Raw genomic sequence first — 14899 nt, 5'->3', positions numbered from 1 at the left:
ATAGTCGGCCGTTATAAATTGTCACGTTATGTTATCTTTCTTTAATTTAATTGTGTCCTCCACCCATCATGCCGCCGTGTCCGCGTCCACCGTTTTCCCAGTGGTCGCTCATGCCATTGCCGTTCATATCCACAAACCCAGGGCCATGCCAAGTGGGACTGCCGTCTTGGGCAAGGTCACAAATTCCGTCTCCATCCGCATCAATAAATTTATGGCCTGCTCCCCAATGCATTTCCTCCTCGAAGTAATCATTGATATGGTTTTCATTCTCATCGTGAAAGCGCATTCCCTCGTGCCGGCTGTGCATGGAATGGGATTCATCCCAGTAATCGCAGATACCGTTTTCATTATCATCAATGAAACCAGGTCCATGCCAAGTTGGACTTCCATCTTGAGCATAGTCGCAGATACCATCTTCATTGTCATCGGTAAAGGAATGCCCGGGTTCACCATGAGAGTTACCATTATCTGTGGAGCTTTTTGATGATACCGTGCCCGGACCCGGTTCGTGCGTTGTCTGCTCTACATAATCATTGATATTATTCGAGTTGTTGTCTACGAACATTGGATATATAATTTCAGACTCTTCTCCAGATTCTGCAGTTGTAATACACCCCTGATACAGAAATAAAGTCATTAAAATTAATGATATTAATTTTACCTTTGCCATAATTATATTGGGTTCTGACTTAATTACTTTGCTGCAGAAATGTGACGATTTTCTTCGTCTCATCAGCCGTCAGGCCGGCGCGGATTCGCATATGAGAGCCGATAGCATCCCATTCCCGGTCGCTGAAAGCCGTCGGGTCTGGTGCGTTATGGCAATTCCCGCAAGTTTCGCCCCACAAAACAGCCCCTGATTTTTCTACAGTAAACGACAAATCATCCAAGCCGTCATTTGAGGCAGTCCCGGTGGCTTCTTTGCTTGTGCTGCAACTGTACGTTGTAAAAGCTAAGGTTGTTAAAATTACTATGGTTAATAATTTTGAAATGCCTGAAAATTTCATAGTGGTAATTATTTAAGTGTTAAAATCCTAAAGCGTAATGGAGGTAGATGCCCGAAAAGGCCTCTTCATTGTTGTCGGTTATCTGATAACTGAATTTTATGACCGAACGCCATGTTATCCAGTAATTAACACCGAATGCTATCTGGGTGCGGTCACCTTCATTGTGAACTTCCTCTTCTTCACCGCCCCCAACAACTTCCGGGGTAAATAAAGATTTTGAACGCAAGCTGTTACCGGCACCATTGTCTGATATTTTGGGCGTGGCGGGCTCATCCCCATGTTCATCAGGGCCCTCTGGTAAGTCGATACCTGAGTATCGGCCCACAAATTCAAGCTTGCTCAAAAAAGGGCTGCTTGAAAGTGAGGGGCGGTAAGCTATCTGAGCGTAATAGGCACTTCTTTTTTGATCGAAAATAAGCTCGTCGCCATCGGGTAAAACCAATTCAAATTCATCAATGTTGGATTGGTTCCATTGAGCCTTAACATCAATATTACCTTTAATGGGTTGAATGCTGTTTTTTACGAAAGACAGGTCAAACGCGTAATTTAACATGCCTACCGAGCCATATTCAAAGTCTTTATTTGCAATATTTGAGGTGTATTGCGCAGATACCCCTAATTCCAGGGCAGAATTATTAAAAGGTAAAAAGCCAAATCTTCCTCCAACAGCCTTTTCATTATTATTATCCTCAAAGTTCAACCCACTCAGGCTGACTTCCGGGGCTGTTGTTGAATCTTCATCGTGTACTGAAAGTATGGAACCATTCGACAAATACAGTGAGTAATTAAACTTAGAACTTCCAAGATCAGCCGCGCCTCTTAATTCAGCGCCAAATTCGCTGGTTGGCCCAACAGGGTCGTGTCCCATTCCCAAGGGTGCCGTTGATAATTTGTTTATCCACGCCGGGTGAATCCTGTCGTTAAAGGTACCGAAGGGGGTCAGAAAATTACCGACCCTAAGTATGGCATAATCATTTAAGATGTATGATATATTAGCATACTCCAGGGCAAACTGAACACCATCGCCCTCAAATTCAATTTCGAGTTCACTCTCGAAAAGAATTTTATCGCCTTGTTTCCACATTAAAATGGGGGCGTATTGCCCGCTTACAAAAGAGCTGTTGCCATCAATAGATTGAAATCCGGCATGTGAATATCCCCGCAATAAAAAATTGGTAGTGCCGGGCTTAAGGGATTCCAGGTCTTCCTTTGCCTCGTCGTTGTAGGATTGGGCTAATGCGGGACCCGCGAAAAGCACTAGAGTAAATACTAGCAGTAGTAGTTTTTTTTCCATCGTCAAACTTCTTTGTTTAAATTTTGGATTGAATTAATTATCGGTATCGGTGTTTAAAGAACGGATGTAGTGTACTACCGCCCAAGCCTGCTGTTCCGAAAGTTGTTTTTTAAAGCCGGGCATAGGCGGTCGTCCTTCCCACATTTTCCAATAAATTTCACCATCGGTTTGCTCTTGAATGGCTTCCGAAGTCAAATCTGCCGGTTTCGGGTTTAGTGCTGCAGCAGTTACACCATCCCCTGCTCCGGCTTTGCCATGACAAACCGAGCAAAGCTGGGCAAAGATCTGTTTACCGGCTTTGAGCACCCGTTCGGATTTTTCCAGTGTATTTTCCAATTTTTGCGCTTCTTCCGGAGCTACCCATGAACTATCTTGAGCCAAAATAATTTGTGGACTTGCCAATAAACTAAAGCCCAAAAGAAATAGTGAGAAAGTTACTATTCTTAAGTTATATGTATTTTTTATCATAGCTTGGATTTTTAAGTATTCATTAAAACAGTAATGAATGAGATTTTAAGTAAAGTTCAACATCAAATTAATTTAGCCTCCGAACCTTAAATTAACCTTAAATCTGCCTTTAAATTCGTCAGCCTGGGGTGAGAATCACTATATAATGGTTTTCCAATCTTTATTTCTATCTTTCGAAAAAGCATTAATGTAATTTATAGTTATGTGGATACTATTGGTAGAAGACGAAAAGCAGCTTGCAAACTCACTAAAAAGAGGCTTGGAGGAAGAAGGATACGTAGTAGAAGTACAGCACGACGGCGAGGAGGCAGAACTGCAAGGGTTGGTTAATGATTACGATATGGTGGTTTTAGACTGGAGACTGCCTCATCGAGACGGAAAAGAGATTTTGGAACACTGGCGCAAAGAAAACAGGAACTTCCCGGTGTTAATGCTCACAGCGCTGGGCGATCTTGACCATAAAGTATCTGGCTTGGATGCCGGAGCCGATGATTATATGGGCAAGCCCTTTTCTTTTGATGAATTACTGGCCCGAATTAGAGCATTATCCCGACGGTCTGCCGATATTTCAAATACCGAAATAGTTAAAATTGGGCCCATTGAAGTTGACGCACGAAAACATAATGTAACGGTCGGAGGAATGTCTCTGACTTTGAGACAAAAAGAGTTTGTTTTGCTTGAGTTGTTAATGACCCATTTGGGTACCGTATTCTCAAAAACCCAGATTGCAGAGAGGGTCTGGGGATCGGCCTACTATGTATCCGATAACACAATAGAGGCTACCATATCAACCCTGCGCCAAAAACTGAGCGATACTTTTGAGGATCTTGATGACTTTAAGCTTGGAAAAAATGATCAGATTATAGAGACCATACGGGGAGCAGGCTACCGATTTAACTTTGACTTATTTAAAGATCACAAGGATTCATGAAGCCCTCCTTTACTTTTTATAATGAGCTTTCCATATCAAAAAAGCTGGCTTTATGGTATGGATTAAGTTTGTTTTTGATGCTTAGTTTGTTTGGATATTTTTTGTACGAAAGCTTTCACCAGTCCATCCACCATAATTATGATCGTCACCTGCTGTTTGAGGCCGAACAGCTGCTTCCATATATTCAAGCTGAAGATTCACTTTCCATTGATTTGACAGGGTACAGCAGGAATGAAGCACTTAGAGGCGGTGTGGAGTATGGTACGTATGTTCGATTATACGATCAAAAGGGGAACCTTGTATTTAATAGCCCAAACTTCTCTGGTGTTGAAGATCCGCTTAAACGCCAGATACCCGATGGAACACAGGAAAAATCTTTCAGCAGTGAGTGGCAGACTTTGCCTGCTCGTACACTTTACTATCCAATAAAAGATAACAACGGAAGCCTGAGCGGCTGGCTCGAACTCACTGGTTTTGAATGGACCCTTCATGAAGAATTAACCAGGTTCAGGCAGTATTTGTTTTTTCTCATAGCGATAAGTGTTGCTTTTTCTATACTCGGGGGATACTGGCTGTCAAAAAAAGCGCTGACCCCTGTAGCCTCCATCATCGACGCAGCAAAATCCATTACAGCCACTGATCTGGATAAGCGCATACCTGTAAATTATCAGGTCCGGGACGAGCTTACTGACCTGGCAGAAACCTTTAATATAATGCTCAATCGACTTCAGCAAGGTTTTGAACGGGAAAAAAGATTTTCTTCTGATGCCTCTCACGAGCTAATGACTCCCCTCTCCTCCCTGCAAAGTGAGGCCGAAATCATGCTTAGAAAACCCAGATCAATCGAAGAGTACCGGGAAACGATTGAGCGAATGCTGGTGGAAGTGAGACGAATGAGTGAAATGGTACACTTGCTCCTTCAACTTTCGAGGGTGGAGTCGGTCCACCGAGCAAAGCCGGATACCGTTAATTTTAGTCGCATTACGGAAGTGGTCTTAGGAAAACACCGGAAAGATGCCCAAGAGAAGAATATAGATGTTCACCCGCAGATTGATCCTAATCTGGATGTCCGGGCACATGCAGCATATATCGAGGAGGTTATCAACAACCTGCTGGAAAATGCCTTGAAATATACACCAGAAGGAGGCTCCATAAATCTGGAGCTTAAACGATCCAGCAATAAAGCCGTACTTCACCTCAGTGATACCGGTGTCGGGTTTGATGGTGACACCAAAGACCGTCTGTTTGAGCGATTTTACCGTGCTACGCAGCAGGAAGTACAGGATCAGCCCGGAAGCGGCCTGGGCCTTCCACTGGTAAAAGCAATCATAGAATTATATGGAGGTAAAATCCGTGCATACAGTGACGGACCCGGCAAAGGTAGTACGTTTGTTGTGGAGCTGCCGTTGGTTGAGGAACCCCGCCCTGATTCAAACCTGACGTAGAGCTTTGATTCCTCCTGAAGCTGAATGGAGGTTTTTCGCTCAAGTTCGCAGCGACGAAATGTGCGGGCCGGTGATTTAATTGAGAATTCAGGAGTAAGAATGTGTCAGACTTATTCTGAATTCTCGCTTATGTTACCTCTTTTATGTCTCAATAAAACCTTGGCGAAGTGGGCTTACTTGTACCAATTCGAATCTACCCCTGCCTTTGCAGTAACGGCCTGTCCGCCATACATTTCTTTGACAGGCAGGCTAAAACCCTCCCCCTCCCTGCCGCGTAAAAGACAGAACTTGGGTGCCGCAGGAGTGGATAGGCAAAACTTGCTCAAGGACGTTTCACAGCTTCAATCAACCGAAAGATCCCGTTGGATGTTAATTCCTGCACCTGTTCCATCTCCCAGCCGGCTTTCTCTACATTTTTTACGGTCTTTCGGGCAATATGAACTCCACTCAGGTAATGGATTTGAGAATCAAGCTTCTTCATAACGGAAGCAAAGCCTGTATTTTTCGACAGCATGTGCTCCAGCAGGTAAAGTTTGCCACCCGGCTTTGTAACGCGAAGGGCTTCCTTTAATCCAAGTACGGGATCGGGCACCGAACAAAACACAAAGGTTGCTGCGACTTCATCGAAGGTATTTTCCGCGAAATCCATCTGCTGGGCATCCATCTCCCGCAGGCTTACCCGATCGTTCCCCGCTTCTGCCCATACCTTTTTCGCCCGCTTAAGCATGCCGGAAGAAAGATCAATTCCTGTTATCTCAATATCATCCGGATACCAGGGGATGTTTTTCCCCGTACCTACGCCGATTTCAAGTACCCGGGGGCCGTTGACTTTACTCCATAATTTTTTGCGCCATGTTTTATACCACAGTTGTTCTACCGGCCATTCCATAATGTTGTACACTGCCGAAGTGGTGTTATATCGCTTTTTGGTATGCTCGGTTTGCCCGGAATCGTGTTTCATGAGATTTTTTCTTGCCTGAATTCAGAGTTTGGAGTGTATATAAAATTGAGTGTATATAAAATAACGTAAATTCGGTATGCTTATTAATTTTTATTCTACAGAGCAGTCGTATTCATCTTTTTGACTGCTCAATAAGCCGGTTTTCATACAGCCTGGAACTGTAATCAGCTATGCCTTCTTTTTTGTGAATTACCTTATCTTCTTTGGGAATTACACAGGTACTGGAAATATACCGGGAAAAACAGGCCATTGTAAATTCCTTGTTCTGGTAATCCTGATCCTGAATGCCTGGGAGAAAATACTTCTCTGTGACGGTGCAGCGGAAATTATCTTTAGCCAGATTTTTGCTGCTAAAATTTCAATAGCTTTAACAACCATCCTAAGCATTAATTGGCAAAAATTCTTCGGGAGTACCCTCTGATGACGGGTAGAATCGAGCAGCGAAACTTAAAAAAGGCGTCATCCTGAGGCACCTAAGGATCTTGCCTTTGGCGGAGCATGGGTGGCTGCCATGCGAGGGTAGCTGGCGGTGGCAGATGGGTTGGATAAATCAGACTCATTTCCTGAACAGGCAGGCTCCGGCTTAGCTATTCATTGAGTCCGGGAGTATTCCCGGCCTCATCTGCCTTCTCCTTAACAAGGAGAATGACGCCTGTTATGCGTTTATGTGGGCGGTAAATTCATTGACCGGTACATTCTCAGTCCCCTTCTGATTTGGGCCGCCTCTTTGGGTACGTACCTCAAACACAATTTTGTCATTCCGGTAATATCGTTTCTGATAATAGATCGGTTTATCGCCAATGGTATAGGATATTCTGTTGATCAGGAGCAACGGCGTATGTTCTTCTACAGAAAGATGGGAAGCAAGGTTTTCATCAGCCACTGTTGCCTCCAGACGATAGCAGCCTTTATCCACCGGTATTTCAAATTCATTTTCCAAGACCTTGAATATGGTTGTCTCTTCCAGGTCAATTCCTTCAATAAGCTGTCCATAAAATACGGGCAGCCAGGTAATATCGTAAGCGATAGGCTGCCCGTTACCCAGCCTGACACGTTCAAGTTTAACTACAATAGCGCCTTCTTTAACATTCAGGATGGAAGCGATCTCTTCACTGACCTTTTCCTGTCCCAGAGCTATCACTTCAGAGGAAGCTTGTAAACCCGAGCCGGCCAGCTCTTCGTTAAAATCTTTTAGTTGTGCGAACGACTGATGGGCACGATGGTCGCTGACAAACGACCCCAGCCCCTGGCAGCGATAAATAAGCTGCTCATTTTCCAATGTCTGCAAAGCCCGCCTGACCGTTACGCGGCTAACCTCAAAGGTATCACTCAGCTCGTTTTCGGAGGGCAGTTTTTCATTTTTCTTCAGTTTGCCATCCTGAATCTGTTTGCTCAGCCAGTCGCTGATTTGCTTGTGTAATGGTATGCCGTCTTGTAATTCCATAAACCTTTCCATTTCAAAACTAATTCGATTTGCTGCTAATATATATAATAGGATGCTAAAAAGCCATACCTGTATTTACAAGCTTGATTTTTGGGTTATATGGCTGAAAAAGCAAGTAATCTGAAATAACAGTAAAAATTTAAGGTTTATTTAAGGTTTTAGATTGTATATTACAAGTCGTAACAACTTGTATTGACATGTAGGAATATTTAACGTATTTTAGAACCAGGAAATCAAAAAGGATCAAATATTATGAAATACTTCACTTCGAAAACAACAAACCGGTCGTACGAACAGGCCATAGCCGATGTAACGGAACTCCTTAAAGATGAGGGGTTTGGCGTGCTGACGGAAATCGACGTCAAAGAAACGCTGAAAAAGAAACTGGACGTGGATTTTAAAAAGTACAAAATATTAGGGGCTTGTAACCCTCACTTTGCCCACCAGGCGCTGCAGGCGGAAGATAAGATTGGCGTAATGCTGCCGTGCAATGTGATTGTGGAAGAGCATGAAGACGGCACGGTAGAAGTTTCGGCTGTGGACCCGGTGGCGTCTATGCAGGCCGTTGACAATGACAACCTGCAGCCGATAGCCGAGCAGGTGCGCGCCAACCTGAAAAAAGTGATCGGCAAACTATAAGCACAGCATTTTTTATTTGAAGTACCCGAATACATTTTAATTTCAAACCAACACAAAACAAATGGTGACTATTATGAAACGTTTAACAGTAGTTTTTGTACTTATGTTCTCTTTGATGCTGATTGCAAGCTCCGGCTTTGCACAGCAGAAAAAAGCTGACATGAGCCAAAAGAAACAACAAATGATGGAAATGATGCAGGATTCGACCATGCGGTCTATGATGATGGAGCAAATGGCACAAAACCCCGAAATGCGCAAGCAGATGATGCAAAAAATGGTGGGATCTGTAGGCATGGGTCAATCAGCCATGATGAAAAACATGAAGAATAATCCTGAAATGAAACAGCGCATGCAAAAACACATGGAGATGATGCAGTCTATGATGGACGGCAATATGGATCAGTCTAAAATGATGGACATGAAGAGCGATTCATCCATGATGAAGATGAATATGATGTGCATGCAGATGATGATGCAGGGCGATATGATGGATCAAAAAGGCATGATGGATAAGGACGATAAGGGGTCTGGAAATGGAAATCACGAACAACATCACAAGTAGAATATAATTAGGAATTTTTCCGGGGCTAGTACCCCGGTCAGTTCCTAATCCTAAAATAATGGAGCAATTATTATGCATTGGTTTAACGGATTCGGAGGTGGTTGGATGATGATTTTCTGGTGGATATTGATAATCGCCGTAATTGTGGTACTGGTGAAATGGGCCGCCATATCAACCGGCGGCTGGCCCGGCAACGGCAATAACAGGCTAAACAAGAGCGCCTTAGACATCCTGGAAGAACGATATGCCCGGGGTGAAATCGGCAAAGAAGAGTACGAAGAGAAAAAAAAGGATCTGATGCGTTAATAAAACGAACTATACCTATCTGAGTAAACAGAATTTATAAACTGAATAAAACCCATGAAGAATCCTCTATCCATAGCCGGGCTGACAGCCCTATTTGTATCCCTGATGCTGACGGTGGCCATTCGCCCTCTTAAGGCTCAAAACAAGGACAACAGACAAAGCATAAACAAAATGAGCCTGGAAGATGTGCTGCGAATTGCAGAAAAAGAGAACTTCCAGGTACTCATGGCTGAGTCTGACATCGAAATTACACGGTCGCAATACCGGCAGACCAACGCTGCCTTTTTGCCCCGGATTTCACTGGAAGAGACCGGTATCAGCACCAATGATCCATTGAGTGTTTTCGGCTTTAAATTGAAGCAGGAGGCTGTTACAGCAGCGGATTTCAACCCGGATATTCTGAATAACCCTGATCCCTATGAAAATTTTAATACAAAACTGCAGGTTCAGCAGCCTCTGTTTAATCCCGATCAGTTCTTACGGCGCAGTGCGGTTAAAAACCAGCTCAATGCTGCAAAAGAGCAACTGGAGGGCACACAAAGCTATGCCCGGTTTCAGGTTAAAGAGACCTATTACCAACTGCTGCTCACCGAAGAACGGCTTTCTGTTATCAATACGTCGCTGAAGGCTGCACGTGAGAACGAAAGGCAGGCGCGGGACTTTTACGAACAGGGCATGGTCAGTAAAGCTGACTATCTTGCGGCAGCCGTGCGGGTCCGGGATCTGGAGAGCCGGCAATCTGAGGCAGAAAATCAGCGGCAATCGGTTCAGGAAAATTTACGTTTCCTGCTGGGGATGAACGAAGAGGTTGTTATTCAACCAACGGACAGCCTGAATATGGCTACAGCATCTCTTGGCTCATTACCTGCTAATCCCGATGTTTCAAATTCAACATTGCAGGCTCTGCAGTACCGGGTAAAAGCTGCCGAGAAGATGGTAAGTTCTTCAAAATTAAGCTTTGTACCCAGTATAAACCTGTTTGGCAGCTATGAATTCAATGACGATGTTCTTTTGGGTACCCAGGGAGAAAATTACATGCTCGGTGCCACTCTGAAATGGGAGCTGTTCAGCGGCTTCAGTAAGGTGGGCAAAGTGATGCAGTCACAGGCAGAGCTGAAAAAAGCCAAAGTAGCCTATCAAAGCCAATCTCAAAAAACCCGGATGGAAATCAAGCAGGCCCGCCGCTCTGTCAAACAGGCTCAAAAACAGTTTGCCTTTGCCGAGGCTTCTGTAGAACAGGCCGCTGAAGATCTCCGCATCCGGTCCGACCGATATGAACAGGGCATGGAAAAAACTTCTGATTTACTCAGTGCGGAGGCGCGCTATTCACAAGCTCAGCTTCAGCGACTCAACGCCGTGTATCAACACAATATAAGTATGGCAACCCTTGAACTGCTGTTTGAACAGGAGCTGCCCAACTAACCATGAATTTTTTTTCAGATAAAATGAATACCAAAACGAGTACTACTATGAGAAGTAATAAATTATTTTCGACAACCGGGAAACTATTGGCGGTGGCTGTAGTGCTTTCTTTTTCAGCCTATGCGTGCAGTTCACCGGAAGAAAGCCCTCAGGAAACTGAAAACCCTGTTACGGTGGCCGTTGAAACGGCGAAGCGCAGTCAAATGGATGTATCGAACCGTTTTTCAGGAACCGTTAAAAGCGAACATACGGTAAATCTCAGTTCCAAGGTGATGGGAACGATTACCCAGCTGGATGTGGAAGCCGGTGATTTTGCCCGGAAGGGAGATGTACTGCTGCGAATTAAAGACGATAACCTGCAGGCACAGAAAAACCAGGTGGAGGCGAACCTGGCACAGGCCCGTTCAGCCCTGCAGAATACCGAAACCAACTACAAGCGCCTGAAGGCCCTGCATGAAAAAGGGAGTGCCACCCAAAAGGAATTCGATGATATCAGCACTCAATACGAGGCGGCACAAGCGAATGTAAAAGCACTCCAGGGTAAACTTCTGGAAATAAATGATCTGTTAGATTATACAGTGCTGGAAGCCCCCTTTGACGGCTATGTGGTAGCCAAGCTGGTTTCGCAAGGCGACCTGGCAGGCCCCGGGCAGCCGCTCATTTCCTTTGAACAGCAAACGGGAATGAAAGTGGTAGTAACAGTGCCGGAAACAGAAATTTCCCGGTTTAGCCTTGATGATACGGTGTTGGTGGATGTTAAAGCAGCCGGCCGGCAGCAGCTTGCCGGTGTAGTATCCGCTATAAATCCTTCCGGAAGCCGGGCAAGCCGCCAGTTTATGGTAGAAGTAAGGCTGCCGGAGTTGAGCAGGAATCACGGCCTTAAATCCGGGATGTTTGCCGAAGCCGGCCTCACCTCCACCTCCGATTCTTTATTGATGGTTCCCAAAACTGCCATTATAGAACGGGGGCAGCTTACCGGCTTGTACACACTTACTGATGATTCAGAAGTACTGCTGCGCTGGGTTCGTCTCGGGGATACAAGCGGGCAACAGGTTGTAATATTATCAGGCCTGGCGCCGGGCGAACAATATGTATCGTCTTTTGAGGCCCCGCTTCGTGAAGGACAAAAAGTAAACATACAGTAACCGCACAGAACGAAACAGATATTATGAAAACCGGAATAGCAGGAAAAATTGCAAATGCATTCATTAACTCGAAGCTGACACCGCTGTTAATGGTGCTCTTTTTGGGGCTGGGCTTCTATGGAACCTATTTAACACCCCGCGAGGAGGAGCCGCAAATTGATGTACCGATGGCTGATATCTTTATCGGTTACCCCGGGGCTTCTCCGAGTGAAATAGAAAAAAGAATCTCTATACCGCTTGAGAAAGTGCTCTCCAACATAGAAGGGGTGGAATATGTCTATTCTACCTCCATGCCCGACCAGGCCATGGTCTCGGCCCGCTTCTATGTAGGCGAAGATGTGGAGCGCAGCTTGGTACGCTTGTATAACGAGCTGATGAAAAATATAGACCAAATGCCGGAGGGAGCCACCCCGCCGATGGTCAAAACACGCTCCATTGACGATGTACCCATTATGACGCTGACGCTCTGGAGCAAATCGTACAGCGATTTTGAGATCCGCCGGGTGGCTGATGAGCTGGCGCTGGAGATCAAACAAATCGAGAATGTAGCCCAGGCCGAAATCCACGGCGGGCGGACACGCCAGGTTGAGGTCTCCCTCGACAAAAATAAAATGGCTTCCTATGGTATCGACCCAATGAAGGTAGCGGCACAGATACAGGCGGCCAATCAGGAGCTTTCCTCGGGTTCATTCAATAAAAATGACACGCAGTATCTGGTAGAAACCGGCAGTTTCTTTCGCAATGCCGACGAAGTGCGCAACCTTGTCGTAGATGTACAGGGCGGCGACCCGATTTACCTGAAGAGTATTGCCCAGGTAACCGACGGGCCTGAAGAACCAGCCGAATATGTTTCCTACGGGGTGGGAAATGCCAAAGCGGAGAAATCCAGAATGAATATTGGAGAATCCTATCCCGCAGTAACGCTTTCAATAGCCAAGCGCCCGGGTTCGGATGCCATGTTTATTGCCGAAAAAGTTCAGGAAAAAGTGGATATGCTGGATGGCAGCCTTATTCCGGCTGAGATTACTGTAACGACTACGCGTAACTATGGAGAGACTGCTGCCTCGAAAGTGCTTTCTCTGCTGGAACACCTGCTGGCCGCCATACTTGCCGTTACCATAGTTGTAGCGCTGGCCATGGGATGGCGGGGAGGCCTGGTGGTCTTTTTATCAGTACCGGTAACCTTCGCACTCACCCTGTTTCTCTACTATATATTCGGCTATACCCTGAACCGAATCACCCTATTTGCGCTGATATTTGTAACCGGTATTGTAGTGGACGACTCCATTATTATAGCTGAAAATATGCACAGACACTTTAAGATGCGTAAACTTCCGTTAAAGCAGGCGGCGATTGCGGCGATTAACGAGGTAGGAAACCCGACCATCCTCGCTACCTTCACCGTCATTTCGGCGGTACTGCCGATGGCTTTTGTATCGGGTTTGATGGGGCCGTATATGAGCCCTATGCCCATTGGCGCATCGCTGGCTATGATCTTTTCTCTGATTGTAGCACTGATTATTACTCCCTGGCTGGCTTACATGCTGCTGCCCCACGTGAAGCCTGAAAAAGACGAGAGCGGTGCCGACAAGGAGTACCGGCTTGAAGATACCCGTATCTATAAATGGTACTCGCGCATTATGAAACCGCTGCTGGAAAGCGTAACCAAGCGTTGGGTGTTTATCGGAGGCGTAACCGCTTTGCTTTTCGCCTCAATCCTGCTCTTCGTATTTCGTATGGTGGAAGTAAAAATGCTGCCTTTTGACAATAAAAACGAGGTACAGCTCATCATCGATATGCCGGAAGGAACCACCCTGGAGCGGACCAATGCCGTGGCACGGGAAGTGGGACTAAGTTTAAAAGAAATACCGGAAATTCTTGATTATCAAATTTATGCCGGTACCAACGCCCCTATAAACTTTAACGGGTTAGTCCGGAGCTATGGCCTTCGTGAAGGTGCGAACGTGGCGGATATACAAGTGAACATGGTGGATAAAGGAGAGCGCAGCGATCAAAGCCACGCTATTGCCAAGCGCATCCGCCCCATTGTGCAAAAGGTGGGCGACAAATACAACGCCAATATTAAAGTGGTGGAAGTGCCGCCGGGCCCGCCTGTACTATCCACGCTGGTTACCGAAATATATGGCCCGGATGAAGAACAGCGCCAGAGGGTGGGGCGTAAAGTGAAAAATATCTTCGGGGAAATGGAGGGCATCGTTGATGTGGACTGGATGAAGGAAGCGCCCCAGACCAAATATAAAATGGATGTGGATACCGAAAAAGCGATGCTTTCCGGCATTTCATCCCGGCAGGTGGTGCAGACGGTCAGGATGGCGCTGAGCGGCCAGCCTGTTTCACGCCTGTACAGCGAAGATGAGATCAATGATATCCCTATTGTTTTAAAGCTGCCTGAAAACGAGCGCTCCGGGATTGAGCAGTTAAGCCGCCTTTATATGCAGTCGGCTTCAGGCGCTATGATTCCGGTAACAGATTTAGTAACGGTGACCGAAGATACGTTGGAGTCCAGTATTTATCGCAAAAACCAGCGCCGGGTGTTATATGTAACGGCCGAAGTAGCCGGGGCTATCGAGAGCCCGGTCTATGCCATCCTGGATACCGGCGAAAAGATTGATGCCATTGATATGCCCGCCGGTTACAGCCTGGATCAGATTTTTGCCGGACAGCCCTTCATGCAGGAGGATTATACGCTGAAGTGGGACGGAGAATGGCAGATTACCTACGAGGTATTTCGTGACCTCGGGATCGCTTTCGCCGTTGTACTGGTGATTATTTACATGCTCATTATTGGCTGGTTCCAGGATTTCAAAGTACCCATTATTATGATGATCGCCATTCCGCTCTCGCTGGTAGGTATTCTCATCGGGCACTGGGTGCTGGGTGCTTTCTTTACAGCAACCTCGATGATCGGTATGATTGCCCTGGCAGGTATTATGGTGCGTAACTCCGTGCTGTTAATTGACTTTATCGAAATACGGCTTAATGAAGGAGAAACAATGAAACAGGCGGTTATTGAAGCCGGGGCTGTGCGCAGCATGCCCATTCTGTTGACAGCCGGTACCGTCGTAATTGGAGCGTTTGTGATACTGTTCGATCCGATTTTCCAGGGATTGGCGATTTCTCTGATGGGCGGAGCAATAGCTTCAACGGCCCTTACACTGCTGATGGTTCCGCTAATTTATTACATGGTGGAAAAGAAAGCCCATCAGCTGAAAGACAGCAACACGGAAACATAGTTTAAAATTAATCTTAAACCT

General features: G+C 45.8%; 15 protein-coding genes. 8 read left to right on the top strand and 7 right to left on the bottom strand.

Translation table 11 applies throughout. The features are described from left to right. Positions 1 to 46: 46 nt before the first annotated feature. The 4 genes from JJ941_RS12405 to JJ941_RS12390 all read right to left on the bottom strand — a co-directional run bounded on the left by JJ941_RS12405 (position 47) and on the right by JJ941_RS12390 (position 2769). A complete protein-coding gene (locus JJ941_RS12405; protein ID WP_290965716.1) occupies positions 47 to 565 on the bottom strand; it encodes a hypothetical protein in 519 nt (172 codons plus the stop codon). 124 nt (positions 566 to 689) lie between these two features. Continuing rightward, entirely contained in the window at positions 690 to 1007 is a 318-nt protein-coding gene (locus tag JJ941_RS12400) for a hypothetical protein (RefSeq protein ID WP_290965715.1), read from the bottom strand. Positions 1008 to 1026: 19 nt separating this feature from the next. After that, a complete protein-coding gene (locus JJ941_RS12395) occupies positions 1027 to 2301 on the bottom strand; it encodes a hypothetical protein (protein WP_290965712.1) in 1275 nt (424 codons plus the stop codon). A 33-nt stretch (positions 2302 to 2334) separates the two neighbouring features. Next, complete coding sequence (locus JJ941_RS12390; protein WP_290965710.1) at positions 2335 to 2769, bottom strand: cytochrome c; 435 nt, start codon at positions 2767 to 2769, stop codon at positions 2335 to 2337. Positions 2770 to 2971: 202 nt separating this feature from the next. Here JJ941_RS12390 and JJ941_RS12385 point away from each other — a divergent pair, with 202 nt between their 5' ends. Together JJ941_RS12385 and JJ941_RS12380 are read left to right on the top strand one after the other, a co-directional pair. Further along, positions 2972 to 3700, top strand: a complete 729-nt coding sequence (locus JJ941_RS12385) for a response regulator transcription factor (protein WP_290965707.1) — start codon at positions 2972 to 2974, stop codon at positions 3698 to 3700. Beyond that, positions 3697 to 5145 (top strand): ATP-binding protein, encoded by a 1449-nt coding sequence (locus JJ941_RS12380; protein ID WP_290965704.1) that lies wholly within the window; start codon positions 3697 to 3699, stop codon positions 5143 to 5145. The genes JJ941_RS12385 and JJ941_RS12380 overlap by 4 nt, the downstream gene beginning before the upstream one ends. A gap of 322 nt (positions 5146 to 5467) precedes the next feature. Here the strand turns inward: JJ941_RS12380 and JJ941_RS12375 are convergent, their stop codons facing one another. The 3 genes from JJ941_RS12375 to JJ941_RS12365 all read right to left on the bottom strand — a co-directional run bounded on the left by JJ941_RS12375 (position 5468) and on the right by JJ941_RS12365 (position 7550). Beyond that, positions 5468 to 6106, bottom strand: coding sequence for a class I SAM-dependent methyltransferase (locus JJ941_RS12375; protein ID WP_290965701.1), 639 nt, complete (start codon positions 6104 to 6106; stop codon positions 5468 to 5470). A gap of 112 nt (positions 6107 to 6218) precedes the next feature. Then, the gene (locus tag JJ941_RS12370) at positions 6219 to 6356 is read right to left on the bottom strand and encodes a hypothetical protein (protein WP_290965699.1); all 138 of its coding nucleotides are present in this window, start codon (positions 6354 to 6356) and stop codon (positions 6219 to 6221) included. 405 nt (positions 6357 to 6761) lie between these two features. After that, positions 6762 to 7550, bottom strand: coding sequence for a GntR family transcriptional regulator (locus JJ941_RS12365; RefSeq protein ID WP_290965696.1), 789 nt, complete (start codon positions 7548 to 7550; stop codon positions 6762 to 6764). A 252-nt stretch (positions 7551 to 7802) separates the two neighbouring features. Between JJ941_RS12365 and JJ941_RS12360 the strand changes: the two genes are divergently transcribed. The 6 genes from JJ941_RS12360 (at position 7803) to JJ941_RS12335 (ending at position 14878) form a co-directional block, all read left to right on the top strand. Next, complete coding sequence (locus JJ941_RS12360) at positions 7803 to 8189, top strand: DUF302 domain-containing protein (protein WP_290965693.1); 387 nt, start codon at positions 7803 to 7805, stop codon at positions 8187 to 8189. Between the two features lie 73 nt (positions 8190 to 8262). After that, positions 8263 to 8751 carry a hypothetical protein gene (locus tag JJ941_RS12355; RefSeq protein ID WP_290965689.1) on the top strand — a complete coding sequence of 163 codons (489 nt, stop codon included), beginning with the start codon at positions 8263 to 8265 and terminating at the stop codon, positions 8749 to 8751. 72 nt (positions 8752 to 8823) lie between these two features. Beyond that, positions 8824 to 9057, top strand: coding sequence for an SHOCT domain-containing protein (locus JJ941_RS12350; protein ID WP_290965686.1), 234 nt, complete (start codon positions 8824 to 8826; stop codon positions 9055 to 9057). A gap of 54 nt (positions 9058 to 9111) precedes the next feature. Beyond that, positions 9112 to 10479: a TolC family protein gene (locus JJ941_RS12345; protein WP_290965682.1), complete on the top strand. Its 1368-nt coding sequence runs from the start codon at positions 9112 to 9114 to the stop codon at positions 10477 to 10479. A gap of 47 nt (positions 10480 to 10526) precedes the next feature. Then, on the top strand, positions 10527 to 11624 hold the full coding sequence (locus JJ941_RS12340; protein WP_290965681.1) for an efflux RND transporter periplasmic adaptor subunit: 1098 nt from the start codon (positions 10527 to 10529) through the stop codon (positions 11622 to 11624). A 23-nt stretch (positions 11625 to 11647) separates the two neighbouring features. After that, the gene (locus JJ941_RS12335) at positions 11648 to 14878 is read left to right on the top strand and encodes an efflux RND transporter permease subunit (RefSeq protein WP_290965679.1); all 3231 of its coding nucleotides are present in this window, start codon (positions 11648 to 11650) and stop codon (positions 14876 to 14878) included. The last annotated feature ends 21 nt before the right edge of the window (positions 14879 to 14899 follow it).

The organism is Gracilimonas sp. (assembly GCF_017641085.1).
Classification (GTDB): Bacteria; Bacteroidota; Rhodothermia; order Balneolales; family Balneolaceae; genus Gracilimonas.
Note: the sequence above shows the minus strand (reverse complement) of the source record. Positions and strands in the feature narration are given on the sequence as shown.

Coding starts and splice junctions, on each gene's coding strand:
- JJ941_RS12405 (WP_290965716.1), bottom strand. CDS start 565: ATGTTCGTAGACAACAACTCGAATAATATCAATGATTATGTAGAGCAG.
- JJ941_RS12400 (WP_290965715.1), bottom strand. CDS start 1,007: ATGAAATTTTCAGGCATTTCAAAATTATTAACCATAGTAATTTTAACA.
- JJ941_RS12395 (WP_290965712.1), bottom strand. CDS start 2,301: ATGGAAAAAAAACTACTACTGCTAGTATTTACTCTAGTGCTTTTCGCG.
- JJ941_RS12390 (WP_290965710.1), bottom strand. CDS start 2,769: ATGATAAAAAATACATATAACTTAAGAATAGTAACTTTCTCACTATTT.
- JJ941_RS12385 (WP_290965707.1), top strand. CDS start 2,972: ATGTGGATACTATTGGTAGAAGACGAAAAGCAGCTTGCAAACTCACTA.
- JJ941_RS12380 (WP_290965704.1), top strand. CDS start 3,697: ATGAAGCCCTCCTTTACTTTTTATAATGAGCTTTCCATATCAAAAAAG.
- JJ941_RS12375 (WP_290965701.1), bottom strand. CDS start 6,106: ATGAAACACGATTCCGGGCAAACCGAGCATACCAAAAAGCGATATAAC.
- JJ941_RS12370 (WP_290965699.1), bottom strand. CDS start 6,356: ATGGCCTGTTTTTCCCGGTATATTTCCAGTACCTGTGTAATTCCCAAA.
- JJ941_RS12365 (WP_290965696.1), bottom strand. CDS start 7,550: ATGGAATTACAAGACGGCATACCATTACACAAGCAAATCAGCGACTGG.
- JJ941_RS12360 (WP_290965693.1), top strand. CDS start 7,803: ATGAAATACTTCACTTCGAAAACAACAAACCGGTCGTACGAACAGGCC.
- JJ941_RS12355 (WP_290965689.1), top strand. CDS start 8,263: ATGAAACGTTTAACAGTAGTTTTTGTACTTATGTTCTCTTTGATGCTG.
- JJ941_RS12350 (WP_290965686.1), top strand. CDS start 8,824: ATGCATTGGTTTAACGGATTCGGAGGTGGTTGGATGATGATTTTCTGG.
- JJ941_RS12345 (WP_290965682.1), top strand. CDS start 9,112: ATGAAGAATCCTCTATCCATAGCCGGGCTGACAGCCCTATTTGTATCC.
- JJ941_RS12340 (WP_290965681.1), top strand. CDS start 10,527: ATGAGAAGTAATAAATTATTTTCGACAACCGGGAAACTATTGGCGGTG.
- JJ941_RS12335 (WP_290965679.1), top strand. CDS start 11,648: ATGAAAACCGGAATAGCAGGAAAAATTGCAAATGCATTCATTAACTCG.